Source organism: Streptococcus sp. Marseille-Q6379 (assembly GCF_965119505.1).
This window is the reverse complement of sequence record NZ_CBCPLV010000002.1, coordinates 655,032-680,722: the sequence shown is the minus strand read 5'-3', so window position 1 is coordinate 680,722 and position 25,691 is coordinate 655,032. Positions and strand designations below refer to the sequence as shown.

The 25,691-nt window shown below is 40.5% G+C and carries 23 protein-coding genes; 16 read left to right on the top strand and 7 right to left on the bottom strand.

From position 1 onward, the window contains the following. Positions 1–117 precede the first annotated feature (117 nt). From ACWPVZ_RS09790 to ACWPVZ_RS09780, 3 genes are read right to left on the bottom strand one after another with little or no spacing between them, the layout of a single operon-like run. Positions 118–387, bottom strand: coding sequence for a GIY-YIG nuclease family protein (locus ACWPVZ_RS09790; RefSeq protein ID WP_302223453.1), 270 nt, complete (start codon positions 385–387; stop codon positions 118–120). Positions 388–403: 16 nt separating this feature from the next. After that, positions 404–1,156 carry a tRNA1(Val) (adenine(37)-N6)-methyltransferase gene (locus ACWPVZ_RS09785; protein WP_002891568.1) on the bottom strand — a complete coding sequence of 251 codons (753 nt, stop codon included), beginning with the start codon at positions 1,154–1,156 and terminating at the stop codon, positions 404–406. A 49-nt stretch (positions 1,157–1,205) separates the two neighbouring features. Continuing rightward, positions 1,206–2,141 carry a polysaccharide deacetylase family protein gene (locus ACWPVZ_RS09780; protein ID WP_155124360.1) on the bottom strand — a complete coding sequence of 312 codons (936 nt, stop codon included), beginning with the start codon at positions 2,139–2,141 and terminating at the stop codon, positions 1,206–1,208. 129 nt (positions 2,142–2,270) lie between these two features. Between ACWPVZ_RS09780 and ACWPVZ_RS09775 the strand changes: the two genes are divergently transcribed. The 14 genes from ACWPVZ_RS09775 to ACWPVZ_RS09710 all read left to right on the top strand — a co-directional run bounded on the left by ACWPVZ_RS09775 (position 2,271) and on the right by ACWPVZ_RS09710 (position 18,734). Further along, entirely contained in the window at positions 2,271–3,026 is a 756-nt protein-coding gene (locus ACWPVZ_RS09775; protein ID WP_002948862.1) for a lysophospholipid acyltransferase family protein, read from the top strand. A 107-nt stretch (positions 3,027–3,133) separates the two neighbouring features. Continuing rightward, on the top strand, positions 3,134–3,829 hold the full coding sequence (locus ACWPVZ_RS09770) for a helix-hairpin-helix domain-containing protein (protein WP_454381914.1): 696 nt from the start codon (positions 3,134–3,136) through the stop codon (positions 3,827–3,829). After that, complete coding sequence (locus ACWPVZ_RS09765; RefSeq protein ID WP_454381913.1) at positions 3,819–6,059, top strand: DNA internalization-related competence protein ComEC/Rec2; 2,241 nt, start codon at positions 3,819–3,821, stop codon at positions 6,057–6,059. The genes ACWPVZ_RS09770 and ACWPVZ_RS09765 overlap by 11 nt, the downstream gene beginning before the upstream one ends. An 85-nt stretch (positions 6,060–6,144) precedes the next feature. Then, complete coding sequence (locus tag ACWPVZ_RS09760) at positions 6,145–7,407, top strand: UDP-N-acetylglucosamine 1-carboxyvinyltransferase (RefSeq protein ID WP_454381912.1); 1,263 nt, start codon at positions 6,145–6,147, stop codon at positions 7,405–7,407. 65 nt (positions 7,408–7,472) lie between these two features. Then, positions 7,473–8,018: a GNAT family N-acetyltransferase gene (locus tag ACWPVZ_RS09755; RefSeq protein ID WP_048673823.1), complete on the top strand. Its 546-nt coding sequence runs from the start codon at positions 7,473–7,475 to the stop codon at positions 8,016–8,018. After that, on the top strand, positions 8,011–9,291 hold the full coding sequence (spxR, locus tag ACWPVZ_RS09750) for a CBS-HotDog domain-containing transcription factor SpxR (protein ID WP_070577035.1): 1,281 nt from the start codon (positions 8,011–8,013) through the stop codon (positions 9,289–9,291). Before ACWPVZ_RS09755 ends, spxR begins: the two co-directional genes overlap by 8 nt. Before the next feature lie 39 nt (positions 9,292–9,330). Next, complete coding sequence (locus tag ACWPVZ_RS09745) at positions 9,331–10,191, top strand: methionyl aminopeptidase (protein WP_070577033.1); 861 nt, start codon at positions 9,331–9,333, stop codon at positions 10,189–10,191. A 1-nt stretch (position 10,192) separates the two neighbouring features. Then, positions 10,193–11,152, top strand: coding sequence for a YihY/virulence factor BrkB family protein (locus ACWPVZ_RS09740; RefSeq protein ID WP_070577031.1), 960 nt, complete (start codon positions 10,193–10,195; stop codon positions 11,150–11,152). A 90-nt stretch (positions 11,153–11,242) separates the two neighbouring features. After that, positions 11,243–11,752: a QueT transporter family protein gene (locus tag ACWPVZ_RS09735; protein WP_037599196.1), complete on the top strand. Its 510-nt coding sequence runs from the start codon at positions 11,243–11,245 to the stop codon at positions 11,750–11,752. A 50-nt stretch (positions 11,753–11,802) separates the two neighbouring features. Continuing rightward, the gene (gene ligA, locus ACWPVZ_RS09730) at positions 11,803–13,761 is read left to right on the top strand and encodes an NAD-dependent DNA ligase LigA (RefSeq protein WP_064520957.1); all 1,959 of its coding nucleotides are present in this window, start codon (positions 11,803–11,805) and stop codon (positions 13,759–13,761) included. A 9-nt stretch (positions 13,762–13,770) separates the two neighbouring features. Continuing rightward, positions 13,771–14,784, top strand: coding sequence for a diacylglycerol kinase (locus tag ACWPVZ_RS09725; protein ID WP_037602836.1), 1,014 nt, complete (start codon positions 13,771–13,773; stop codon positions 14,782–14,784). 401 nt (positions 14,785–15,185) lie between these two features. Then, entirely contained in the window at positions 15,186–15,935 is a 750-nt protein-coding gene (locus tag ACWPVZ_RS09720; protein WP_454381911.1) for a hypothetical protein, read from the top strand. Positions 15,936–16,009: 74 nt separating this feature from the next. Next, entirely contained in the window at positions 16,010–16,996 is a 987-nt protein-coding gene (locus ACWPVZ_RS09715) for a helix-turn-helix transcriptional regulator (RefSeq protein WP_037598364.1), read from the top strand. Between the two features lie 109 nt (positions 16,997–17,105). Further along, positions 17,106–18,734 (top strand): hypothetical protein, encoded by a 1,629-nt coding sequence (locus ACWPVZ_RS09710; protein WP_454381910.1) that lies wholly within the window; start codon positions 17,106–17,108, stop codon positions 18,732–18,734. 39 nt (positions 18,735–18,773) lie between these two features. On the opposite strand, the gene ACWPVZ_RS09705 is transcribed toward ACWPVZ_RS09710, so the two are convergent. Together ACWPVZ_RS09705 and ACWPVZ_RS09700 are read right to left on the bottom strand one after the other, a co-directional pair. After that, positions 18,774–19,253: a QueT transporter family protein gene (locus tag ACWPVZ_RS09705; protein WP_454381909.1), complete on the bottom strand. Its 480-nt coding sequence runs from the start codon at positions 19,251–19,253 to the stop codon at positions 18,774–18,776. Positions 19,254–19,327: 74 nt separating this feature from the next. Beyond that, positions 19,328–20,155: an exodeoxyribonuclease III gene (locus tag ACWPVZ_RS09700; RefSeq protein WP_454381908.1), complete on the bottom strand. Its 828-nt coding sequence runs from the start codon at positions 20,153–20,155 to the stop codon at positions 19,328–19,330. Between the two features lie 548 nt (positions 20,156–20,703). Between ACWPVZ_RS09700 and ACWPVZ_RS09695 the strand changes: the two genes are divergently transcribed. Together ACWPVZ_RS09695 and ACWPVZ_RS09690 are read left to right on the top strand one after the other, a co-directional pair. After that, entirely contained in the window at positions 20,704–21,753 is a 1,050-nt protein-coding gene (locus ACWPVZ_RS09695; RefSeq protein ID WP_454381907.1) for an LLM class flavin-dependent oxidoreductase, read from the top strand. Positions 21,754–21,848: 95 nt separating this feature from the next. Next, complete coding sequence (locus tag ACWPVZ_RS09690; RefSeq protein ID WP_454381906.1) at positions 21,849–22,601, top strand: DUF4767 domain-containing protein; 753 nt, start codon at positions 21,849–21,851, stop codon at positions 22,599–22,601. A gap of 82 nt (positions 22,602–22,683) precedes the next feature. Here the strand turns inward: ACWPVZ_RS09690 and tehB are convergent, their stop codons facing one another. Continuing rightward, positions 22,684–23,562 carry an SAM-dependent methyltransferase TehB gene (tehB, locus tag ACWPVZ_RS09685; protein ID WP_110981121.1) on the bottom strand — a complete coding sequence of 293 codons (879 nt, stop codon included), beginning with the start codon at positions 23,560–23,562 and terminating at the stop codon, positions 22,684–22,686. A 777-nt stretch (positions 23,563–24,339) separates the two neighbouring features. Beyond that, the gene (locus ACWPVZ_RS09680; RefSeq protein WP_454381905.1) at positions 24,340–25,605 is read right to left on the bottom strand and encodes a matrixin family metalloprotease; all 1,266 of its coding nucleotides are present in this window, start codon (positions 25,603–25,605) and stop codon (positions 24,340–24,342) included. Positions 25,606–25,691 lie beyond the last annotated feature (86 nt).

Here is a 25,691-nt window from a genome sequence, read left to right as displayed (position 1 = left end):
CTATTTTCATCTACATTATAGTGTTTTTTTTTATGAAAGCGCAAACATTATGAGTGTAAAATAGTTATTATGAGAAAGTAGAAGTAGTTGTATCAAGTAAAGTCAAAAAACACACGGTTATTTTTTCGTGTGTTCTTTGATATAGGCCAGTTTTTTCTCTCGGCTTTTTTTCTTAAAGAGTGCTTCGGCGCTCATGGCTTCAGGCTTGCTGGCGAAGACTTCTGAGTAGAGGAGTTTAACTGGTAGGCGAGCTCTGGTATACTTAGCGCCCTTGCCTGAGTTATGGGTTTTGAGGCGGCGTTCGACGTCTGTGGTGTAGCCTGTATAGAGGGTGCCGTCGGCACACTCAACCACATACATGTAGGCCTTGCTATCCTTTTCTGTCATCGTTTAGGACTCACCCTCAGTCTTTTTTTCCAAAGTAAATCTCAAAGATTTCGTCAGTATAATCGCCATTTTCCTTATGCACAAAGAGTGGTGGAAGGATTTTCAAGCCATCTGTCGAGCCGTCTTTAATGGCTTCAATCAGGAGCATATTTGCCTCACGTCCCATCTTAGGATAGATAAACTGGATGCGTTTAGGTGCTAGATTGTACTGGCGCATGGTGTCAATGATATCCAAGAAGCGGTCAGGGCGATGTACCATAGCAATGCGTCCATTAGATTTGAGGGCATGACGAGCGACCTGGAAAATTTCTTCTAAATTGGTCGTAATTTCGTGGCGTGCCAAGAGGTAGTGCTCTGACAGATTTTTCTTAGACGTTTCTGTTGCCTTAAAGTAGGGAGGGTTACAGAGGATAAGGTCCACCTGAGATCGTGGGGCATGGTCAAGCAAATTTTTTAGGTCGTCATTGACAACAGTCACTTGATTCTCTAGTTGATTAAGAGTTACGGAACGCTTGGCCATATCAGCCAGGCGTTCTTGCAACTCAACCAAGGTAATCGGTGCCTCAGTGCGTGTGCTGGCAAAGAGGCCAACGGCACCATTTCCCGAACAGAGGTCGACGATTAATCCCTTCTTTGGAATTTTTGGAAACCGAGAGAGGAGGACGCTATCAATAGAGTAGCTGAAGACCTCCTTATTTTGAATGATTTTCACATCTGTGGAGAAGAGCTGGTCAATGCGTTCTCCATCTTTTAAAATTGGATTTGTCATAGTTTTTATTGTAACAAAAAACAGCTCCCAAAGGAACTGTTGCGAGTGATTACTCTAGGACACCGAAGGTATATCCTTGATTTTTGAAGTATTCGATAATTTGTGGAAGGGTCTGAACAGTGAGCTCCTTACCAGCTGTATCGTGCATTAGTACAACTTTAACAGTAGTTTCAGGGAAATATTTCTGTGAACCGTCCATATAAGCCATCATGCTTTCAGATGTGGTTGGACGAACAGAGAGTGGTTCTGCATCTCCACAGAGCATGTTCCAGTCAATCCACTGGATATCTTCCTTGGCGAGAGCATGATCAGTACTTTCTAGACCTTGCCATGACATATGACCACCAGGATAACGGAAAATTCTTGTCTTGAAGTCCTTGCCTAAGATAGCTTGGAAATTGGCATTGGTTTGGTTAACCTCAGAAACAATCTGACTTTGGTTAGGAACACGTCCTGGATAAAGCAGATTGAAATTATGGCTAAGACTGTGGTTGGCAATGGCATGTCCTTCAGTAATTTGACGTTTGAGGATGTCCCCATTTTCAGGTGTGATGGTATAGCCGATGTGGAAGAAGGTTGCGTGAACGCCATACTCTTTCAGAATATCCATGACTTGTGGTGTCAAAGTGGGATCAATCCCATCATCAAAGGTTAAAAAGACTACCTTACCCTTAACATCATCTGATTTCCCTCGGATAGTGTTATTAACGGCAGTGACATCATAGGCGTAGTCAGACGCCTCAATGCTGTGGTTGCTTCCTTTTTTGAGTTGTGTTTTATCCTCTTTTTTAGCTTTTTCTGAAGATGAGCTTGTGCTATTAGCGACTTGTTCAGTCTTTTCAGCCTTGGCTACTTGTTCAGATTTCGTGTTATGGCGTTGGAATAGGACAAATCCTAGGATAGCCAGAACAGCCAAGTTTGCAATAATAAGGCAAAGATTAAGTGCCTTTCTATTTTTCCCTATAATCTCAATACTTTTTTTCATAGTTACATTATAGCTCAAACTATTAGAAAGTGCCACACCATTTTCAATAGTTTACAAAGAAATTCGATGAAAAAAGCGCTCCTTTTTTTGGTATAATAGTAAAAAAATTGTAGAAAAAGAGGTAAAAACGTGTTTTACGCTTATTTACGTGGGCTTGTTGTCTTCCTTCTATGGATTATCAATGGGAATGCCCATTACCACAATCGCGATAAATTATTGAACAAGGACGAAAACTATATCTTGGTTGCTCCGCACCGAACTTGGTGGGACCCTGTTTATATGGCTTTTTCAGCTCGTCCTAAGCAGTTTATTTTCATGGCTAAGAAAGAACTCTTCAAGAGTCGTATCTTTGGTTGGTGGATCCGTATGTGTGGAGCCTTCCCAATTGACCGTGAAAATCCTGGTCAAGAAGCTATCAAGTACCCTGTTAACATGCTTAAGAAGAGTAACCGTAGTTTGATTATGTTCCCAAGTGGTAGCCGCCATTCATCTGATGTTAAGGGTGGGGTTGCAGTTATCGCTAAGATGGCTAAGGTTAAGATTATGCCGGTTGTCTATCAAGGACCTCGTGAACTCAAGGGGCTCTTGACAGGTGAACGTGTGGATATGAACTATGGTAATCCCATTGATATTTCAGATTTGAAGCGTTTGAATGACGAAAATATCCAAGAGGTTGCTCGTCGTATCCAGTCTGAATTTGATCGCCTTGATGAGGAAGCTTTGAGTTATCAAACAGGCAAGAAACCCAATCCTTTGACTTATATTTACCGAGTACCTCTCGGTATTGTGGCTATCATTGCGGTACTTTTGACCATGGCTTTCTCATATGTAGCTAGCTTTGTTTGGAATCCTGAAAAACACCGTGCCAAAGAAACTCAGAAATAAGCTAAAAACTCTATCAGACATAGATCTGATAGAGTTTTTTACTTTTTGATATATTTTTAAAATTTTTTACGAATAAGAAAGAAAATATATCAATTAAGGAGAATAGCGTGAAGGAAAAGATTCTAGCCTATGTCAAAGATAATCGTTTGTTTGTGAGTGTCATCGCTGTACTGATGGTGATTTTTTGCTTCTTTCTATGGATGACTTGTGGTGCCGGCAACAGCATGGAGGCGGAGAGGTCTTATACAGATGTGACAACATTGTCAACCTCCTCATCCAAAGAAGGGTCAAAATCACTTACTGAAGTGTCTTCTCAGTCAAAGACTGAAGAAAGTGAAAAGGATAAGTCAAAAGCAACAGTGGATGTTAAGGGGGCTGTGGCCAATCCAGGTGTTTATACCTTAAAAGCAAGCGCTAGGGTGACTGACGCCATCAAAGCCGCTGGGGGAATGACCGAGGATGCGGATGCTAAGAGTGTTAATTTAGCCGCAAGCTTGTCAGACGAAGAGGTTATCTATGTGGCAACTAAGGATGAAAACCTTTCTGTCCTTGGTCAATCAGGAACTAGTCAGGTTTCTGACAAAGGAGGGCAAACTAATGATAAGGATGGGAAAATTAACTTAAATACAGCGACTGCAGAGGAATTGCAAACTATTTCTGGAATTGGAGCTAAGCGAGCAGAGGATATCATCGCCTATCGCGAAAGTCATGGCGGCTTTCAGTCCGTAGATGACCTGAAAAATGTTTCAGGAATTGGTGATAAAACGTTAGATAAAATCAGAGAGTCCATCTATGTGGCTTAAAAAAGCGCCAATCAGTCTTTTTTCCTTGTCTCTTTTAATAGCTGCCCTTTATTTTACGATTTTTGTCACTAATGTTTATGCTATTGGTACTTTTGTCTTTCTTATGGTCTGTTTTTTGAAGCATCATTGGAAGAATAAGGCAGCCCTAAAGTTGGTGGGACTTGTAGGTAGTTTCTTTTTAGTCTACTTTTTATTCTTGCACCACAGAGCTACTATACAAGATAAACAAGCCCCTGCTGAAATCAATCAGGTGATTATGGTTGCTGATACGCTATCGGTTAATGGTGAGCAATTATCAGCTATCGGTAAGGCAAAGGGACAAACCTATCAGGTCTTTTACCGACTCAAATCTGAGAAGGAGCAGCATTTTTTCAAGACTACTAGTCAAACGCTAGTATTAAAAGGGAAAATTACGTTAACCCAAGCAACTGGTCAACGTAATTTTCAAGGGTTTAATTATCAGTCTTATCTAGCCAGTCAAGGTATTTATCGAATCGCTCAGATTGAGCGCTTGGACCAAGTAGTACCTCAAAAATCTCTATCTCCCCTAGCTTTTTTCCATCAATTGAGGAGGAGGGCTTTGGTTCATATCCAGACGCACTTTCCTAGTCCTATGAGACACTATATGACAGGCCTGCTATTTGGGTATTTGGATAAGGAGTTCGATGAGCAGAGTCAGCTTTACACAAGTTTAGGTATTATTCATCTATTTGCACTTTCGGGGATGCAAGTGGGCTTTTTTTTGGGATGGTTTCGCTACGGACTTCTACGCTTGGGCCTTCCTAAAGATTATCTATTTATCGTCTTGCTGCCTTTTTCCTTATGTTATGGCCTAATGACAGGATGGACAGCTTCAGTCCTACGTTCCTTGGTTCAAAGTTTGCTGGCTGAGTTTGGTATTAAAAAACTGGACAATATGGGAATAACCTTGCTTCTATTGTTTCTCTTGTTACCTCATTTTCTCTTAACAGTGGGAGGTGTATTAAGTTGTTCCTATGCCTTCTTGTTGTGTTTGTTTGATTTTGAGGACTTGTCATCTTTAAAGAAATCAATCTATACGAGCTTGGTATTGAGTCTTGGGATTTTGCCCTTTCTAACTTACTATTATGGAACCTTTCAACCAGTTAGTTTAATTCTAACAGCGATTTTTTCCATAGTATTTGATAGCTTTCTCTTGCCTGTATTGACAGTATTCTTTGCCCTCTCAGGACTGGTAATCTTTTCTCAAATCAACCCACTTTTTGAATGGATGGAGTCCTTTTTGACTTGGATACAATCCTGGATAGGTCAACCTTTGATTTTAGGGAAACCTAGTTTGTTTCAGTTTGGCTTGATGATAGCAGTATTGGTTATGCTCTTTGATTTTTGGAAAAAGCCTCAGTTTAGGATTTGCCTTTTGATGATTTTTGGACTTTTGATGGTCTGGGTCAAACATCCTTTAACCAATGAGGTGACTGTGGTTGACGTTGGTCAGGGAGACAGTATTTTTCTGAGGAGTATGAAAGGCGATACCATCCTAATTGATGTGGGTGGCAAGGTGACGTTTGGAACTAAGGAAAAATGGCAAGAGTCTAGCCAGACGAGCAATGCGGAGAAAACCTTGATTCCCTATCTACAGGCTAGAGGAGTGTCTCAAATTGATTATCTGGTCCTGACGCATACGGACACAGACCATATTGGTGATTTGGAAGAAGTGGCCAAGTGTTTTAAGATTAAGGAAATCTGTGTCAGTCAGGGGGCTTTGACTAAGCCTAGCTTTGTTAAAAGACTTCGGACTATAAAATGCCCAGTTCACACTCTAAAGGCTGGCGACAAATTACCCATGATGGGAAGCAATCTACAGGTTCTTTATCCAAATAAAGTTGGTGATGGCGGTAACAATGATTCGATAGTTCTTTACGGAAAGCTATTAGGAAGCAGTTTTCTGTTTACCGGTGATTTGGAAAAAGAAGGAGAGGAGGAACTGATGGCCAGCTATCCAACTTTAAGGGCAAGCGTCCTCAAAGCTGGACACCACGGTTCAAAAGGTTCTTCGTCTGAAGCTTTTTTGGACCAGCTGCACCCCTCCCTTGCACTTGTTTCAGCTGGTGAGAACAATCGTTATAAACATCCAAATGATGAAACAATAGAACGTTTTAAGCAACGCCACATTAAAATTTTACGAACAGATAAAGACGGAGCCATCCGTTTTAAGGGCTGGTTTAAATGGTCAAGTGAAACTGTCCGATAATTGTTAGAGTTCTTAATTTGTCATGCACCTCAATCTATGGTAGAATGTAAAAGCTAATATTCCAGTATAAGAAAGATTGAACAGTATGCGTAAAATTATCATCAATGGTGGTAAGAAACTTCAGGGAGAAGTTACAGTATCAGGGGCTAAAAATTCAGTTGTTGCATTGATTCCGGCCATCATTTTATCTGATGGAGTGGTTACTCTTGACGGGGTACCAGCAATCAGCGACGTCGATAACCTAATTGAAATTATAGAAGTGATGGGTGGTTCTGTTAAGCGTGATGGCGAAACACTCGAAATTGATCCACGAGGCGTTAAGGATATGCCAATGCCATTTGGTAAGATTAACAGTCTTCGTGCTTCTTACTATTTTTACGGTAGCTTGCTTGGACGTTACGGTCAAGCAACAGTAGGTTTGCCAGGTGGTTGTGATTTGGGACCACGTCCTATTGACCTTCACCTTAAGGCTTTTGAAGCAATGGGTGCTAGCATTTCCTATGAAGACGAATCTATGCGTATTGCGACTGATGCTGGTCAACGCATTAAGGGTGCTCATATCTACATGGATACGGTCAGTGTTGGAGCGACGATTAATACTATGTTGGCAGCGGCTAAGGCTGACGGTCGTACGGTCATTGAGAATGCGGCGCGTGAACCTGAGATTATTGATGTGGCAACACTTCTTAACAATATGGGCGCACGTGTTCGTGGTGCTGGTACAGAAGTGATCACCATTGACGGTGTAGAAAGCTTACATGGCACTCGTCACCAGGTTATTCCAGACCGTATTGAAGCGGGTTCCTATATTGCTATGGCCGCGGCTATCGGTAAGGGAATTAAGGTTAAAAATGTTCTTTATGAACACCTTGAAAGTTTTATTGCTAAACTTGAAGCAATGGGTGTTCGTATGACAGTTGAAGAAGATGCCATCTTTGTTGAAGAGCAAGGTGATTTAAAACCTGTTGACATTAGGACATCGCCTTACCCAGGTTTTGCGACGGATTTACAACAACCGATGACACCTTTGTTACTGAAAGCAAGTGGTCGAGGAAAAATTATTGATACGATTTATGAGAAGCGTGTGAACCACGTTCCTGAATTGGCTCGTATGGGTGCTGATATTCAGGTACTCGGTGGACAAATTGTTTACAATGGTCCAACGCAACTCTCAGGTGCGCCAGTAAAAGCCAGTGATTTGCGTGCAGGTGCTGCGCTTGTTACGGCAGGTCTTATGGCAGAAGGTCAAACTGAAATTACCAATATTGAGTTTATCCTTCGTGGGTATTCAAATATCATTGAGAAACTTTCTGACCTTGGTGCAGATATTCGTTTGATTGAAGATTAAGTCTAAGGTTCAACCCCTAGTGGTTGAGCCTTTTTCCATTTCTAAAACTGTGTTATAATACTATCATGGATATTTGGACTAGTCTGGGTGCTTTTGCCTTCTTTGAGTCGGAGCGCCTTTCTTTTAGACCACTCATCTTTTTGGATCGTTTTGATTTACACGAAATTGTATCAAATCCTAAGAATCTACAATTTTTCTTTCCTGCCACTCAAACACAGCATGAAACGGATTGCCTTTTGGTTCATTACTTCATGAAGGAGCCTCTAGGTGTATGGGCTATTGTAGATAAAGAGTTAGAAAAGATGATTGGCGTCGTTCGTTTTGAAAAGATAGATGTCCAGAAACGGACTGCAGAGCTTGGCTATTTTTTGAATGCCTCATACTGGGGTAGAGGCTTAATGACAGAGGCAGTTACTTGTCTGTCAAATTTGGCTTTGACAGCTATGGGAATGGATCGTATTATTCTTATTGCCCACTTGGAAAATAAGGCATCGATTCGTGTAGCGGAGAAGTCTGGCTTTAAACTTGTGTCCCGCTTTAAGGGAGCAGACCGATACACCCGTACCATGCGTGATTATCTCCGCTTTGAGAAGGAGGAGAACTGTGAGTAAACATCAAGAAATTCTAGATTATCTAGAGGCCTTACCTATCGGTAAGCGTGTTAGTGTGCGTAGTATTTCGAATCACTTACAGGTTTCTGATGGAACTGCCTATCGAGCAATTAAAGAAGCTGAAAATCGAGGGTTGGTTGAGACACGTCCTCGGAGTGGGACAGTTCGAATTGAAAAGAAAGTCCAGGTTCGCCTTGATAAGCTGACCTTTGCGGAGATTGCGGAGATTACAGAGTCTGAGGTTATCTCTGGTCATGAAGGTCTGGAACGTGTCTTCAGTAAGTTCTATATCGGAGCCATGACTATTGAGAATATCACCCGTTATCTAACCAAAGGAGATCTTCTTATTGTTGGGGACCGTGAGGATATTCAATTGCTTGCCCTAGAACACAATAATGCTATTCTAGTGACGGGGGGCTTTCAGGTTTCCGATAGGGTTAAAGAGCTTTCACGTTTGAAGCAATTTCCAGTCATGGTAACAACTTACGATACTTTTACCGTGGCAACCATGATTAACCAGGCACTTTCGAATGTCCGTATCAAAACAGACATCAAGACTGTAGCTCAAGTCTATACCAGACGAGAAGACTACAACTACATGACTCCAGAAATGACAGTCAGGGATTTTCAGAATTTGGTGAAACGGACGAACTTGGTGCGTTTTCCTATTCTGTCTGAGGCTGACAAGGTGATTGGGATTGTGACCATGCGAGATGTGTCTAATCAGCAACCGACGACCATGCTCAAGGCAATAATGACCAAGCCGACGGTGACACGACTTGAGACTAGTCTGGCAACTGTGGCCCAAAAGATGATTTTTGAGGACTTTGATATCATTCCTGTTGTGGATGAAGAAAAACACTATCTAGGTGTTATCACCCGTCGTCAGGTTTTGGAAGAACTTCAGGACAATAATCGTGGCAACTTGCACACCTTTAGCGATCAAATGATAGCTAACCTAAACCAGGACAAGCATGCTTTCAGCTTTGAGGTCGAGCCCACTATGATTGACAATTCTGGAAACCTCACTCAGGGTGTTCTTGCAGAGATGGTTAAAGAGGTTGTCTATCGTATCATGGAAAAGCAGGAACAAAATGGTCTTGTGATTGAAGAGATGATGTTTTACTTTCTTCAGGCAGCTCAGATCGATGACAAGGTGACGATTACACCAAGTATTATCGCTGAAACCAGACGTAGAGCCCATCTGGACCTTATGGTTACTCACGGAAATCATACCGTCTGCAAATCAGTCGTTGTGGTTAAGAAAACTTAGTAACTAAAAATAAAAGATATAAAGAAAACGGAGAAAACAATGATTACATTAAAATCAGCACGTGAAATTGAAGCAATGGATAGGGCAGGGGAATTTCTTGCTAGCATTCATATTGGTCTACGTGACCTCTTGAAACCAGGGGTAGACATGTGGGAAGTGGAAGAGTATGTGCGTCGTCGTTGTAAAGAAGAGAATGTCCTTCCCCTTCAGATTGGGGTTGAGGGAAGCATTATGGATTACCCTTATGCGACATGCTGTGGCCTTAATGACGAAGTGGCACATGCCTTTCCACGTCACTATATTTTGAAAGATGGTGACCTCTTGAAGGTTGATATGGTCTTGTCAGAACCTATCGATAAGTCAGTCCTTGATGTGTCAAAATTGGATTTTGACAATGTTGCTCAGGTTAAAAAATACACGGAATCATATTCTGGCGGTTTGGCTGATTCATGTTGGGCTTATGCGATTGGAACGCCATCTGACGAAGTTAAAAAACTTATGGAAGTAACACGTGAGGCTATGTACCTTGGTATTGAACAAGCGGTAGTCGGTAACCGTATCGGTGATATCGGTGCAGCTATCCAAGAATACGCTGAAAGTCGTGGTTACGGTGTTGTTCGTGATTTGGTTGGACACGGAGTTGGGCCAACAATGCACGAAGAACCAATGGTGCCAAACTATGGGGTGGCTGGACGAGGTCTCCGTCTTAAAGAAGGAATGGTTTTGACTATCGAGCCAATGATTAACACTGGTACTTGGGAAATCGATACTGACCTTGAAACGGGTTGGGCTCACAAAACTCTTGACGGTGGACTTTCTTGTCAATATGAGCACCAATTTGTTATCACTAAGGATGGTCCAGTAATTTTGACTTCTCAAGGCGAAGAAAGAACTTACTAATATGAAACGACAAGGCTTAATGGCCCGTCTATTGGATAAACTCCAATGGCGCCCTTTGCAGGTTTATCTTAGGCATTATCGTAGTGCAGAGATAGATATTTCAACTATCGCAGTGGCTTACTACCTCATTTTGACGGTTTTTCCGCTTATTGTCATTGCGGCAAATGTCTTTCCCTATCTGAATATTGATACGACTGATCTCTTGAAGTTTATGAATGAGCACCTTCCTAAGCAGTTTTATGCACCTGCAGCCAACGTTGTTCAGGATATCTTCTCGACACCTTCTGGACAGTTGTTGGGAGTTGCCTCTTTGACGGGATTCTGGACCATGATTAAGTCCTTGTCTTCGCTTCAAAAGGCGATTAACAAGGTATATGGTGCTTCAGAACACCGTGATGTCTTTATTAGTCATATTGTTGGTGGTTTCATGAGTCTGGTCATCTTGTTCCTGCTCACCTTTGCACTAATGCTGTCTACGATTATTCAGTCGGTCCTTAGAGTTATTACACAGACCTATCCTATTGGTTCCAAGATGACTCAGTTTATTTTAAATAGTATCCAGCCTCTGAGTATTGCAGTTGTCTTCCTGGGAATGATGGTGCTTTATTTTGTGCTTCCGAATGTGAAGATTCGAAAAATCCGCTACATCATGCCAGGGACTATCTTTACGACTTTGGTGATTGGCTATTTAAGCAACTTGTTTGGAACTTATGTGATTCGTACCTTGAGTCGATTAGTTGATATCAAGTTATTTGGATCCATTATGATTTTCGTCTTCATGCTTTGGTTCATCTTCTTGGCCAGGATTTTGATTTTGGGGGCCGTCTTTAATGCGACCTATCAAGAGCTTAGACAAGGTGAACTGAAAAGTAGAAGAGGAGATGTGATTACTATTATTCAGAGCTTTTCTGGAGATGGTAGTGACAGCAAAAAACACAAAAAAGATGAGGATGATTCCTAGATGATAAAGAGAGCTTGGTGAGATCCAGGCTCTTTTGACGGGAATATTATCCTTTGTAGATAATAAAAAGATAATGATTATGGAGGAAAAATGAAAAAACAAACTGTTCGTGATTTAACACATATTGCTATTGTGGCAGCTCTTTATGTGGTCTTGACTGTTGTGCCACCTTTTAACTTAATTTCGTATGGTCCCTACCAGTTCCGAATTGCAGAAATGTTCAATCTTTTAGGATTTTATAATCGCAAGTATATCATTGCCGTGACTTTGGGCTGTGTGATTGCTAATTTCTTTAGCTTTAACATGATTGATGTGGTTGTCGGAAGTCTCTCGACACTGGTCTTTGTCGGTTCAGGTGTTTATTTCTTCGATCGATTTAAGAACCAAGATATTTTAGGTGGACTTTTTGACAAGGCTCATGTTTACTTTGCTTTTTACTTCTCATTCTTCATGGTGACAATTGCGGCTGAGTTGACCTTGGTTACTCAGGCACCATTTTGGGTAACTTGGTTCACTGTTGCTATGGGAGAATTGGCTTCTCTCTTAGTTGGTGCAATTCTTATTAAGAAATTGGCCAAAGTTATTGATTTTGTTTCCTAAATTAACGTCTGTAAAGGCGTTTTTTTCTGCTTTTATGTTAAAATGTTCCTATGGAAAAACGAATGAAAGAGCTGGTTGTTAAACTTAACCAGTATGCAAAAGAGTATTATACGGAAGATAATCCATCAGTGTCAGATGCCGAGTATGATAAGCTTTATCGTGAGCTTGTAGCTTTGGAAGCTGAACATCCAGAACTTGTTCAAGCAGATAGTCCAACACATCGTGTGGGAGGGCTGGTACTTGATGGTTTTGAAAAATATCAACATGAGTATCCGCTTTATAGTTTGCAGGATGCTTTTTCACGAGAAGAGTTAGATGCCTTTGATAAGAGGGTTAAGGACGAATTTCCTAATGCTGATTATATGGCTGAACTCAAAATCGATGGGCTCTCTATCTCGTTGACCTATGTGGATGGTATTCTTCAGGTAGGTGCGACACGTGGTGATGGTTCTGTAGGTGAGAATATCACTGAAAATGTCAAGCGTATCTCAGATATTCCTCTGAAGTTGGACCAACCTCTTAATATTACGGTGCGTGGGGAGTGTTACCTGCCACGGGCTGAGTTTGAACGCATCAACATCCAACGCCAGGAAAATGGTGAGGCCGAATTTGCCAATCCACGTAATGCTGCAGCAGGAACTCTTCGTCAATTAGATACCAAAGTGGTTGCAGAGCGTCGTTTGGCGACTTTCCTTTATCAGGAAGCTAGTCCAACGGAGCGTCTAACACAAAATGATGTCTTAAATGAAGTGGCAGAACTCGGTTTCTCTGTTAATCCACGACGCATTGTCACATCATCGATGGATGAGATTTGGGACTTTATTCAAGCTGTTGGAGAAGATCGTGATCACTTGGCCTATGACATTGATGGTGTTGTCATCAAAGTCAATAGTTTGGCTATGCAAGAAGAACTCGGTTTTACAGTTAAGGCGCCACGTTGGGCTATTGCTTATAAATTCCCGGCTGAGGAAAAGGAAGCAGAGCTTCTCTCAGTGGACTGGCAGGTAGGTCGTACGGGTGTAGTAACGCCGACTGCTAATTTGACTCCAGTGCAATTAGCGGGGACAACGGTTAGTCGGGCCACCCTTCATAATGTAGATTACATTGCCGAAAAAGACATTCGTATCGGTGATACCGTAATTGTCTACAAAGCTGGTGATATTATCCCTGCTGTACTTCGTGTAGTAGAGAGTAAGCGTACGACACAGGAGCCGATGGAAGTACCGACTCAATGTCCATCTTGTGGCAGTGGTCTTTTACATTTTGAAGATGAAGTTGCCCTACGTTGTATCAATCCTTCTTGCCCTGCTCAGATTAAGGAAGGTCTGATTCATTTTGCCTCTCGAGATGCCATGAACATCGCAGGTATGGGACCTTCAGTGGTTGAAAAGCTCTTTAAAGCTGAATTGGTTAAAGATGTGGCTGATATCTATGGCTTGAACAGTCAGGATTTCCTTCAATTGGAAGGTTTCAAGGAAAAGTCGGCTGAAAAACTTTACGCAGCCATTCAAGCATCAAAAGAAAATTCTGCAGAGAAATTGCTCTATGGTTTGGGCATTCGTCATGTTGGCGCCAAAGTTAGTAAGCAGTTGCTAGAAGCTTTTGGCAGTATACAAGAGTTAGCCAGTGCAGATGTCGAGGCTATTGCTACTGTAGATGGTTTAGGAGAGGTTATTGCCAAGTCCATCCAGCGCTATTTTGCTAAGGAGGAGGCCCAAGTTCTTATGAAAGAACTGGAGTCCTATGGCGTTAATTTGTCCTATCTTGGACAAAAGGTGGCAGATGATGCTATCTTATCTGGTAAGACAGTTGTTTTGACAGGAAAATTGGAGCATCTTAAACGTAGTGAAGCAAAGGCAAAACTAGAAGCTCTGGGTGCTAAGGTGACAGGTTCTGTCTCTAAGAAAACAGATTTAGTAGTTGCTGGTAGTGATGCCGGAAGTAAGTTGGAAAAAGCACAAAGCCTAGGAATTGAAGTAAAAGATGAGGCTTGGTTGCTGGATTTATAGGAGTTCAATATGAAACAAAAACGTGCCCGCTTAATTTATAATCCAACATCTGGACAAGAAATTATGAAAAAAAATGTTGCCGAGGTCTTGGATATTCTGGAAGGTGCTGGCTTTGAAGCGTCAGCCTTTCAAACAACACCAGATGAGAACTCAGCAAAAAATGAGGCCACTCGTGCGGCCAAAGCAGGCTTTGACTTAGTTATTGCTGCTGGTGGCGATGGTACAATCAATGAGGTTGTTTCTGGGGTTGCCCCGCTTAAAAAACGCCCACAAATGGCGGTTATTCCAACGGGAACGACAAATGACTTTGCACGCGCCTTGAAGATTCCAAGAGGAAATCCTGTTGAAGCAGCCAAGGTTATCGCTAAAAATCAGACCCTTCAGATGGATATTGGCCGTGCCTATGATGACAAATACTTCATCAATATTGCGGCTGCTGGTTCCTTTACGGAACTAACCTATAGTGTACCTAGTCGCTTAAAGACAGTACTTGGTTATTTGGCCTACCTTGTTAAGGGGGCAGAGTTGCTACCACAAGTTAAGAAGGTTCCTGTTCGTATTACGCATGATGAGGGTGTTTTTGAAGGTGGTCTTTCCATGATTTTCGTTGCCTTGACCAATTCAGTTGGTGGCTTTGAAACGATTGCCCCAGATGCTAAACTGGATGATGGTAAATTTACTCTAATCATGGTTAAGACAGCTAACCTCTTTGAATTGGTTGACCTCATTCGTCAAATTCTCCAAGGTGGTAAACACATCTATGACAAGAGAATTTCCTATATCAAAACGAGCTCGCTGTATATTGAGCCTCTAAGTGATGATCGTATGATGATTAACCTCGATGGCGAATACGGTGGTGATGCACCAATTCATCTCCAAAATCTGAAGAATCATATTGAATTTTATGCAAATATTGATGAGATTTCTGATGATGCCATCACTCTTCCAGATACAGATGAATTAGCTCTTGAAGCCATCGCACAAAAATTCAGTACAGAAGCTGAAAAAATTGAGAATGACTAATGTTAAACCTTTAAGCAACCTAAGATAGGTTGCTTTTTTAGTATATTTGTAGAAAATGACGCTTTCATTTGTTACAATAGAAAAAACTGGGAAATTGTTATATAGAATATTTAGAGGAGTAGAGGTTTAATAAAGAGAATGAACATTATTTAAGTGATGATCATCTAAAGAATGGTGATCAGGCTTTCGAGTCGGCTTTTAGTAATAAAGGGCCAGAGTTTGAATCTGCTTTTCAGGAGGAAAAAGCTGAGAAGCGATATTTCTTTTTGACTCTTGCTCTGCCACTGATACTCTTAAGTGTGAGCTGGGGCTCGGTCTTCTTATCTTAGAAGTATAAGCCGATAATTGTGTATCTGGCTGTAATTGTGGCATGTTTTGTCCTTGCTATCATTCTCTTTAGAATGGGACAGAAGCTAGGTAGATTTCTCTTCACCGCAATCGTAGTTGGCTTGATTAGCCTATCCTTCTTTGCCACTTTAGGTGGTTCTGTCTATCGAGGGGCGATGAAAAAATACAGGTTGATTCAGCAGGTGTCTCAGTCAGATCTTGATGAGGATAAACCTGATAGTGATGATCCCAAAGACTACGAAGATGAGTCTGCGATTTATAACTGGACGGAAGAAGATTTTGAAAATCTGAAACCCAAGGCTGATACCTTACGTTCGATTATTAAAAGTCATGGTAAGGGCAATTATGTCGAGATGGAGTCTAGTGGTCTCAAGGTGAGATATGACCGTGCAGATGGCAATGAGTATAGTGATCTCTCTTTTGTGAAGGACGAAAAGGGACGCTTTGACTATGATGGTGGAATAGCGACTTATCCCCTTGAGGGCGTCACTGAGGTTGATAATTATAGCAGTAATTGGACGGAAGAGCAGATAAATAGCTTACGTACTAAAGACCAAGACTATCTGGGTCCAGTAACATCCTTGTCTGAGGTAGTGAGGGAACATTCTCAGGCAAAAAGGTCCTGGAGAAGTATCAACGTCCATTCATCAGGAATCATACATAAGTCAGTTGATCTTGATTATACTGATCAGAATAGTCCTATTGAGAAAGCACAATTGTTAAGACTATCTTTTGAGTATAACGAAAAGAAAAAGGACTATTATTTGAGCTATAATTCTGTGGCTCGTCGCTACTGGAGATGACTATCTATGATAATGAATAACTAGACAGCAATTTTTTAGTAATAAGGGGTTTGATTATAAAGGGGGATTTTATAATGACAGCATCAAAAACCAAACGTCTCTTGTATTTTATGTCCGAATTGGAAAAGGGAAATGACATTTCAAAAACGGACTACCTAGCTCGCTTTGGCATAAGTGAGCGTACACTTAAAGAGGACGTGAGTGAACTCAAGGAAAATTTGACTGAGTTACGTCCAAATATGAAGGTTAAGTATTCCAGAAAATACGGTTCCTATCATGCCCAGTATGAACAGGGCTATGGTAACCTTAAATACAATCAGGCAGTTATCCTATCTAAGATTCTTTTAGAGAGTCGTGCCCTTCGAAAGGATGAAGTAGCAGAAATTATCAACATCTTTGTTGAGAGGGCTGTAGACGACAAGGAGCGCAGACGTATCAAGCGATTGACTGAGCTAGAACTAGATAGTTATCAAGAACTTAAGATTTATCAGGATCAAGATAAGTCACTCTTACCAGCTATTTCTGCCATTTTCGATGCCATTGTGGACCAACGTCCTTTGTCTTTTAGTTACCGTAAGCCAGGAGAAAAAGTGGAGGAATATAAGGTTTTTCCAATTTCAGTCATTTTTGATAACCATTATTTCTACTGTATTTCTTACAAACTGGATGATAACTTTACTTGTGATTATCAGTTCTCTGAAATCCGTTATTTCCGTGTTGATCGTTTCCAAACCATTCACAAATCTGAAAATGATTTGGCTTTCACGTTAAGTCCAGAACAAGAAGCTCGTCTTATTACAGATGAGCAGGTGCGTTATCAGGCTTTCTCAATGCTTTCTGGTAATGAGTGGGCTCGAATTACCTTTGAGTATAAAGGACTTTACCGTGATGTCTTGGAATCCGATATTCCAAAACTTAAACTGCTTGAGGAGAGCACTAGTGATGGTGTTGATCAGGTCCGTTATGAGATTGAAACCTTTAGTTTATTAGGCTTTCAAAAGTATATTCAACGCTTTGATGGAGATTTTGTTTTCCTTAAGATTGAAGCAATGGATAATTAATAAAAAAGGCATTCGATTATCCGAATGTCTTTTCAAATCTGACAAAAACAGTATAATTGTGTTAAAATAGGAATACGGAAGCGTTATCATTTCCATAAGGAGGGAAAATATGAAAGAAAAGAAAAAAGAAATGCAAAAACAGGTCTTAACTCTTCTAGGAATCTTGATTTTTGCCTTTGTCAATGTGTTTATCTTTGATAATAAGATGGGCGCTGGTTTTTCTGCCTTCTCAACTATCACCCTGATGAGTATTGGACTCTTGTCTAAGCGCACCAGTCTGCGAGTTTTGGCTATTATTTCCTATCTCATCAATGTGGTAGCAGCCGTTTTTGGCTTCAACTATGTTGGTTTTCTAACAGCAGTTCAGGCCATTGAACTTATCTTCGTTATCTGGTATCTTTACCCACGTGACACGTTTTTGAGACGAGATACAACTGATAAATACACTTATCGTTTTCGTTGGATTCATTTACTTTTGACGGTTTTAATCTCAATTGGAGGTTATATCGTTTTTGCAGTTGTTTCTAGTATTTGGGATGGTTCCTTCCTAGAATACGGTGGGAACACAGCTCTTATCTTTGCCATGCAATATTTACTCTTTTTGAGTATCACCAAGTCAAGGGAAGATGAACCGACCAAGGTTGCCCATTTGTTCCAAAAGGAACGCCGTACTAAGGAAATGAAAGCGGCAATAGAGGCCGAACGCCAGGCCAAAGAGAGAGCACTTGCACAAGCCTTCGAAGTACCTTTGAAGGCACCAAGTCAAACAGCTGCAAAATTTGGTAACAACATAGTCAAATTTGCATCTGTCTGGCTATTGGTAATGGACATGTCCATCTTGGCTTACTTCTTCCGTCCAAATGATGTTGGTTTCGGGTTTGGCGCCTTCTTTGTACTCTTGACTATTGTCTTGTCCTTGATTTTCAAATCTGAGGAAGACAAGGAGGACGTTTTCTCTATCATCTATCATAAGGTTCGTCCTATCCAACCTATTTTCTTCATTTTGCTTTTGATTGCCCATGCGCATAAGTTTAGCTATGGTGCAGCTTACGCTCTCTTGTTCTCAGCTGCCTATTTCTTCTGGGCTATCAATAAGATTAATATGAAGACTCTCTTGACCTTTACAGTCATCATTTACTTCTTCCCAGTCTTTGGTTACCTTTCTAACCCTTACCGTCTAGGTGCTGAAAACCTTAAGATGGTAGGTGAACTGGTGACAGATCGTGAGAAGTCTAATACCTTCTATCTCGGTCATTATTGGTCACTTCTAGGTCTACAGAGTGATAGTGAATATGAAGGAGTTCCTACTTCTTGGCAAGCTGCTAAGTTCGCTGATATTCAGACATTCTCTGATGACAGTGATATCACTTCAGGTGTCTTCCAAGTGAATAGTCACAATGACTATGATTATGATTTACATTTAACAAATAAGAAGGGCACCATTGAAGTCACAACTGGCTCTGGAAAAGATAAGAAAGAATACCAGTTCACTGACTTTGCCAGAACCTATTATCGATATGAAAAATTGAAAAAAACGGATAACCAAAAGCGTTATAAAGATTTTTACAAGATAGGTACTGTTTCGACTAAGTTGGGAACCTATAATCTTTACCTCGAAATGAATCAAGATTGGGTTGATGACTATCAAAAAGATCCTACTAATGTTGACTACCGTTTACTTATTTTTGGAGACAAATTGACACCAAAAGAAGCTTACGAAAAAGCATATCATTACTAAAAAAAGTATCTCTGCAATTTGCAGAGATACTTTTGTCTATCAGTCTTTGTATCCTCGCTTAGTTAACTCTCGTACGAGTACAGCCCCCAAGATTGAAGGTACTAATTGTCCTAAGAGGAGATTAATAACGAGAGCAAAATAAGGAAGTTTGAGTAAGGCGCTAAGCCAGATTGGTACCACTAAGGCAGGAATGAGTAGGATTGGAAGAATGATAAACCAGCTAGATAACTTAGCTTTACGGATGAGGTAGATGCTACCGGTTGTTAAAAAGCTAGCACAGAAACCACCAACCACGTCAATCAATCCCAATCCGCCAAAAGAGTTACCAATAGCATTGGCTATGCTGATAGGGAATACCAAAAATGGAAAGATATAAGTTAATCCATATAAAGCAGTGGCCAGACGCATCTGAACCGCACCAAAGGAAACGGCTTGTGAAGCAAAGAGGATAGCGATATAAAGGGCCATCATTATAGCTGACAGGACGAGCTTTTGAGTGGTGTTAAGTTTTGTTTTCATATTTCTCCTTAATTATTGGGCATAGTAAAAGAGTAGCAGGTCTACTCTTTTTGTGATTTATGTCTAGAGATACTTTATAAATCAATCTCTAAGACAATAGGTGTGTGGTCTTGGCGATCCCCAGAGTCAATCATGTCTGACTTTGTGACCTTATCGGCAATACGATTTGAAGTCAACCAGTAGTCGATTCTCCAGCCTGTATTGTTGATTTTAGATGTTTTGCTACGTTGAGCCCACCAAGTGTAGGCTCCTGTAACGTCGCCATTGAGGTGACGGTAGGTATCTGTGAATCCTTTGGAAAGGAGGTTAGTGAAGCCAGCACGTTCTTCATCTGTAAAACCAGGTGAACGACGATTACTTGAAGGGTTAGCCAAGTCGATTTCCTTGTGGGCAACATTATAGTCACCAGTCGCAAGAACGGGTTTCTGAGCGTCCAATTCAGCTAGGTAATCCGCATATTTTTCATCCCAGATTTGACGTTCAAGCAGACGTTTGAGGCCATCACCAGCATTTGGTGTGTAGACCTGTGTCACAAAGAAATTGTCAAATTCGAGAGTTATGATACGCCCTTCACAGTCCATGGTTGAAGGTGCCCCAATTTCAGGATAAGTAATGACTGGTGTCAATTCTTTTTTATACAAGAACATGGTTCCAGCATAACCTTTACGGGCGGGTTCAACAGATGAACGCCAAGTATTGTCATAGTCAGGGAAGTAGTCTTCCAAGATTTGCAGATGTTTTTTAGTCGGCCCTTTAGCAGACAGTTTTGTCTCTTGAATAGCAATGATATCTGCATTTTCAGCGACTAAAGTGTCGATAACAGCACGTGATAATTGAGCGCGTGCAGAATCACTAGTGAGAGCGGCGTTTAGGGAATCAATATTCCAAGAAATTAATTTCATGTGTACAGTTTCCTTTTTTGAATCTTTCCTTTCTATTGTAGCAGAAAATAAGGTGTCAGGCGAGTTATGGGCTTGATAAGGGAAGCTAGGAGGAGTATACTTATCTTAGATTGAGAGGTACATATTAATGAAAAAGCAATCGTACATTTATTACTTGTTTTGGGCTCTCTTGTTGATACAAGTCTTTCTTACAATCATGACTAGTCTGTCACAGCGAATTATTCTTCCATTTGTCATTTTTCCGGGGATGAGTTTCTTCTTTTTATTTTACTTAAGGTATCTCTTAGGCTACAACCTTAAGCAATCTCCCTCAGAACCCTTATTTGTCCTCCGTAGGTATGGCCTTGGAACCAGTTTAAATCCCAAAAATCCCCTAGGCTATAAGATTAGTATCCTAGTGGTCGTGGGTGCTTTAGTTTTACTTTTCTGCCTAACCCTATTAGCCTTTCTTGGAAAATAGAGTCTTAGGTTTTTTTTATTTGTAATTATCACTAACTAGTTATAATGTATTCTCATAACAAATAAAAGAATCACTGGAGGAAAGATTTATGACGATTGAACTTGGCATTTCAACTTTTGGAGAAACAACCCTCCTAGAATCGACTGGAAAATCTATCTCTCATGACCAACGTATTAGAGAGCTCGTTGAAGAAATTGAACTGGCGGATCAGGTTGGACTAGATATTTATGCGATTGGAGAGCATCACCGTGAAGATTTTGCGGTGTCGGCACTGGAAATTGTTCTTGCAGCAGGTGCTGTAAATACCAAGAAGATTCGTTTATCTAGTGCAGTAACCATTTTGTCATTTATTGACCCTGTTCGTGTCTATCAGCAGTATGCAACTATTGATGCTCTGTCAAATGGTCGTTCAGAAATCATGGCGGGTAGAGGCTCTTTTATTGAGAGTTTTCCACTTTTTGGCTATAATCTTTCAGATTATGATGAACTTTTCAATGAAAAACTAGACATGCTTTTGGAAGTCAAAAAGCACACGAATGTAACTTGGCAAGGTAATCATACTCAGTCTGTTGACAATCGCCCTATGTATCCACGAGCAGTCCAAGATGATTTGCCGATATGGGTAGCGACAGGTGGTCACATTGAGTCGACCATTCAAATTGCGGAAAAAGGTCTGCCAATTACCTATGCTACAATTGGGGGAAATCCGAAGGCCTTTACTAAATTAGTAGAAGTTTATAAGGAAATCGGTGCTCGAAATGGTTATTCGGATGAACAACTTAAGGTAGCTGCTCATTCTTGGGGATGGATTGAAGAAAATAATTTCCAAGCGATAGAAAATTATTTTTATCCAACGAAACAAACGGTGGATAACATTGCTAAGGATCACCCATATTGGTCTGAAATGATTAAAAAGCAGTACTATGCTAGTGTTGGACCAAACGGAGCCATGTTCGTTGGGGACCCCGCTCACGTCGCTCAAAAAATCATTCGTATTATTGAGGATTTACAGCTAAATCGCTTCATGCTTCATCTCCCAATTGGTTCTATGCCACATGAGGCTGTTCTAAAGGCTATTAAACTTTATAGTGAAGAAGTGGCGCCGATTGTTCGTCGTTATTTTGAAAATAAAGGATAATAGGTTGAAGGTAAGCCTCAAGTTCTCTCTACTATTGTCAGCATCCCTGTTCTATGATAGGATGGAAGATAATTGATAAAGAGAAGAGGAAAATTATGCGAAAGCTATCAGAAGCAGAATGGATAAATCGTTTTGAGCAAGTTCAAGGGCGTAAACCTAAACCAGATGAACTGCAATTAGCTTATCAGTCTGGCCTTATTGGAATCTCGAAAAATTATAATTATATCTATATTCTTCTGGGGGCTCTAGTAGCGATCGTCGTTGGCATTGGCTTGACTCTAGTCTCTAGTTCAATGAAGAACGTCAAACAGGCTAAGTCGTCTGCCACAGTGGCTAGCTCGATATTCTCATCGACAGATAAGGCTAGTGCAAAGCCAAGTACGTCATCGACCGAAAATACGAAGACAAGTGAATCTAGCAGTGCAAGTATTGATACACCTGACGCTAACCATGCCAAGGAAGCCTATACTGAAAATCCACGTTGGACCAATGACAAAGCTAGTCGACTTGCTAGTTTGATGGTTTCTTGGGGCAATCAGATGAATCAGCCAGGATACAAAGAAATTACCAATGAAGCTTCTTCCTTGCCTATGCGTTGGATGTCGGACCATAACCAGACTGTGGATGCTACTTATGCTGCAAATGGTAATAGCAATTCGGAGTATACCATTGTTTCGGTATACGAGAGATGGGAGAATGTTTCTGTTCACCGTTATTTCTTTACCATAAAAAAAGATGGGACTCCCTTTGTTCTTTATTCACCTACTACTAATGGTGGTGTGTATTATGTCAAAGAAACAGAAAACGCAGACCTTAAATCAGGGTATGCAGATATTGTAAACAATTAAAAACTAGGAATCCAGCTAGATTCCTAGTTTTTAATTTGATGACAAGTCAAGTTGTAATCAGTTCTTTTACAATCATTCGCTCTTATTTAACCTTCTTGGCTAACATGGTCGCAAATTGAAGGGCGATGGGATTGCCATGCTCATCTAAACGGTGAAGGTGACCAAGATTTTCGTTATACTTGACTAACTCCCAGTCTTTATAGTAGTTCTTCAACTCACCCTCTTCAAAAGTAAATGGGAAAGGCATGGTACAAGGGTGCTCCTCAGTGTCCATGGCACAAACAATTAGGTTGTAGCCACCGACAACAGTACGCTCTTGCATATTCTTGATAATAGCCGGAATTTGATCGGGATCAAGGAACATAAAGACGACTGTTGAGAGGATGAAATCAAAGGTCTCAGACTCAGGAAGAGCAGCAGCATTGATATCGTAGTAACCAGCTCTAACATTGTAATTTTCCTCATCTGCAATCATTTGTATGCGTTGTGTAGCTTCGTTATTAACATCAACGGCTGTAACATCATGTCCAAGAGATGCCAAATAAAGAGCGTTACGGCCGTGACCACAGCCTAGGTCGAGGGTGCGACCAGGTTTGATATGGCCAGATTGGACTGCTTCAAGAACCTCGGAGTGAGCCTTAGTGTCATACTTTTTAGCCATGTAGTCCTCAGGTTTACAGTAAAAAGAAAGATAGCATTCCAAATCATCTGATGCAGCAGCGATGCGATGCCAAGCTTGTGGTTCAACAAAAGGAATCTCTGTCTCTGGGGTAAAAAGGTGCTCTGCGGTAACCTGTCCTTGTTCATCTAATTCGTAGAAGCGGAGAGATCCTGATAGAATGGTTAATTTAGCCCAAGTTCCTACCTTAGTGTTGTGTTTTTGCGTCACCATTTCTGGAAGTGTTGTAGCTGTCCAGTTTGGTAAACGTTTGTAGCAAAGAAGTTGCTGATTTATAGTCATTTTATGAGTTCCTTTCAAACGGTATGGCTCTATTATAGCAAAAGTATGGAAAAATAAAAAAGGCCTAGCCGGGTGAGCTAGACGCTTTTCTTGTGAGAGATCTGATAATCTAGGAATGGGGAAAAGTGTTTGGGGAAGATAGGTATAAATGTTAAGAAGGGTTCCTAGACTATTTAAAAAATGTTTATGAGAACAATAAGTTTTAAATGATAAAACGCTTATCTATAACTCATTAGGTCTCTCTTTACATTATCTATTGTACCAAAAATATTGAGAGGTAACTTACAAAAAAATAAAATATGTAAGAAAAAATCATGAACAGTCATTTTCTGGTCTTGAATGGTAATTTGTGAAAATTTTTCTGAGTGTTAACAAATCTACTAGGATAATATCGATGACTATGTGCTTTAACTACACTAAAAAACGCCTAGCTGCTGTTGCTAGACGTTCTTTATTAGGAGAGATCTGGAAATCTAGGAATGGGGGAAAAGTGTTTGGGGAAGATAGGTATAAATGTTAAGAAGGGTTCCTAGACTATTTTTATTCTGTTTATGAGAATAGTGAGCAAAAACTAACAAAGTTTAGTTTTCTAACTCATCCGGTCTCTCTTTACATTTTCTATTTTACCAAAAAAAATGAAGAAAGCTTTACATAATATAAAAATATGTAAGAAAAAATCATGAACAGTCATTTTCTGGTCTTGAATGGTCATCTCAGTTGTATAAAAAAAGCAGAACCTGATAGGTCTGCTTATATTTGTAGTGATGGTGTAAGAACTTAAATCTTGCTATAGAGTTTCTTAACATTGTTAATATCAACAGGTTGGATACTTGTCTTACCACCTTTAGGTTCCATTACAGAGGCAACGGCACTGTTGTGTTCAAGTCCAATTGAGTGTCCTAATTCGTGTTGAGCAGTGTTAAGAAGTTTCCCGCCGTTCTTTTGGTAATAATTGTTTTGAACATGGAAGGTGTTCAAGTAAACAGTAGCATTACTATATTGCTTAGTTGGGAGGTAGTAAGTAGAGTAGGTAACTCCAAGAGGAGCTGCCACATTACCTTCATAACGTTCATCAGCAATGATGTTGGCTTTTTGTTTATCGTTAGTGAGCAAGAAATTGAAGACACCAGTGTTATTCCAAGAAGTGATAGCCTGTTTGTAGGCATTCACGATTTCAGGATTTTTAGCATTGATGAAAACTGTCGCTTCCTTACTTGACCAGTGAGGAGTATCGTAATTCTCTTTTACGAGTTCGTTATTCTTTTGCCATACTTGAGCAACTCGGTCCACTGGTTTAGCAGGTTGGATAGGAGTGGCTTTAGGAGTTGTTGGTTTAGTGACAGTCGTTGGTTTCTTAGGTTGAACTGTAGGTGCAGTAGGTTTGTTAGCAACTGTGGCTGGTTTTTTAGGTTGACTAACAGCAGGAGTTGATTGTTTAGGTTTTGGTGTAGCTGTTGTCGTTGGTTTTGTAGAAGGTGTTAATGGTTTTGGAATATAAGTAGATAGAATCTTATGAACATTACCATTATTAATTTCTGTTGAAACCCATGTGGCACCATCTTTTGACCAGGTTTGTGCTTGAGCGACAGTTTCGGTCTTTGGTTCAGACTGGTTTTCTTCAGCCTTATGATTGCTATCTGTATTTGTCGGAATTCTAGTCTCATAGGTTTTGCTTCCAGTCTGGCTGTCGACAGTACTGCTAGCTGTTTGACTATTTTGTTTCAATTCCTCAAAAGTTGGAGTGTTTGTGGGAGTTTGTTCATAGTCATTTTCATGTGTATGAAGATCATCCACAGAGGTATGTGATATAGTAGTCACAGTAGTAGGTGTTTCAGTAGAAACACCTGTTTGAGCGATGGTATTTGTAGTTGTACCTGTTTCAAGTTCGGAAAATGTCAGAGTTTGATTAGGATCTGAAACATAGGTTTGATCCGCAGAGGCATGCTGAGGACTTCCTACAAGAAAAGCACTAATTATACCGACAGTTGCAAGGGTCAACAAGGTCTTTGTCTTAGTCCCTTGCGTTTTAAAAGAATGTAACATAACTTTCTCCTTTTTAATTTAAAACAAAAGCAGTTCTCATGGTAACACCTAAAAATGAATATAAAGTGACAACGAGATAACAATTG

What these genes read in the sequence shown, in the direction of transcription:
- ACWPVZ_RS09790 (WP_302223453.1), bottom strand. Translation starts at nt 387, where the DNA reads ATGACAGAAAAGGATAGCAAGGCCTACATGTATGTGGTTGAGTGTGCC.
- ACWPVZ_RS09785 (WP_002891568.1), bottom strand. Translation starts at nt 1,156, where the DNA reads ATGACAAATCCAATTTTAAAAGATGGAGAACGCATTGACCAGCTCTTC.
- ACWPVZ_RS09780 (WP_155124360.1), bottom strand. Translation starts at nt 2,141, where the DNA reads ATGAAAAAAAGTATTGAGATTATAGGGAAAAATAGAAAGGCACTTAAT.
- ACWPVZ_RS09765 (WP_454381913.1), top strand. Translation starts at nt 3,819, where the DNA reads ATGTGGCTTAAAAAAGCGCCAATCAGTCTTTTTTCCTTGTCTCTTTTA.
- ACWPVZ_RS09760 (WP_454381912.1), top strand. Translation starts at nt 6,145, where the DNA reads ATGCGTAAAATTATCATCAATGGTGGTAAGAAACTTCAGGGAGAAGTT.
- ACWPVZ_RS09755 (WP_048673823.1), top strand. Translation starts at nt 7,473, where the DNA reads ATGGATATTTGGACTAGTCTGGGTGCTTTTGCCTTCTTTGAGTCGGAG.
- ACWPVZ_RS09745 (WP_070577033.1), top strand. Translation starts at nt 9,331, where the DNA reads ATGATTACATTAAAATCAGCACGTGAAATTGAAGCAATGGATAGGGCA.
- ACWPVZ_RS09740 (WP_070577031.1), top strand. Translation starts at nt 10,193, where the DNA reads ATGAAACGACAAGGCTTAATGGCCCGTCTATTGGATAAACTCCAATGG.
- ACWPVZ_RS09735 (WP_037599196.1), top strand. Translation starts at nt 11,243, where the DNA reads ATGAAAAAACAAACTGTTCGTGATTTAACACATATTGCTATTGTGGCA.
- ligA (WP_064520957.1), top strand. Translation starts at nt 11,803, where the DNA reads ATGGAAAAACGAATGAAAGAGCTGGTTGTTAAACTTAACCAGTATGCA.
- ACWPVZ_RS09725 (WP_037602836.1), top strand. Translation starts at nt 13,771, where the DNA reads ATGAAACAAAAACGTGCCCGCTTAATTTATAATCCAACATCTGGACAA.
- ACWPVZ_RS09720 (WP_454381911.1), top strand. Translation starts at nt 15,186, where the DNA reads ATGGGACAGAAGCTAGGTAGATTTCTCTTCACCGCAATCGTAGTTGGC.
- ACWPVZ_RS09715 (WP_037598364.1), top strand. Translation starts at nt 16,010, where the DNA reads ATGACAGCATCAAAAACCAAACGTCTCTTGTATTTTATGTCCGAATTG.
- ACWPVZ_RS09710 (WP_454381910.1), top strand. Translation starts at nt 17,106, where the DNA reads ATGAAAGAAAAGAAAAAAGAAATGCAAAAACAGGTCTTAACTCTTCTA.
- ACWPVZ_RS09705 (WP_454381909.1), bottom strand. Translation starts at nt 19,253, where the DNA reads ATGAAAACAAAACTTAACACCACTCAAAAGCTCGTCCTGTCAGCTATA.
- ACWPVZ_RS09700 (WP_454381908.1), bottom strand. Translation starts at nt 20,155, where the DNA reads ATGAAATTAATTTCTTGGAATATTGATTCCCTAAACGCCGCTCTCACT.
- ACWPVZ_RS09695 (WP_454381907.1), top strand. Translation starts at nt 20,704, where the DNA reads ATGACGATTGAACTTGGCATTTCAACTTTTGGAGAAACAACCCTCCTA.
- ACWPVZ_RS09690 (WP_454381906.1), top strand. Translation starts at nt 21,849, where the DNA reads ATGCGAAAGCTATCAGAAGCAGAATGGATAAATCGTTTTGAGCAAGTT.
- tehB (WP_110981121.1), bottom strand. Translation starts at nt 23,562, where the DNA reads ATGACTATAAATCAGCAACTTCTTTGCTACAAACGTTTACCAAACTGG.
- ACWPVZ_RS09680 (WP_454381905.1), bottom strand. Translation starts at nt 25,605, where the DNA reads ATGTTACATTCTTTTAAAACGCAAGGGACTAAGACAAAGACCTTGTTG.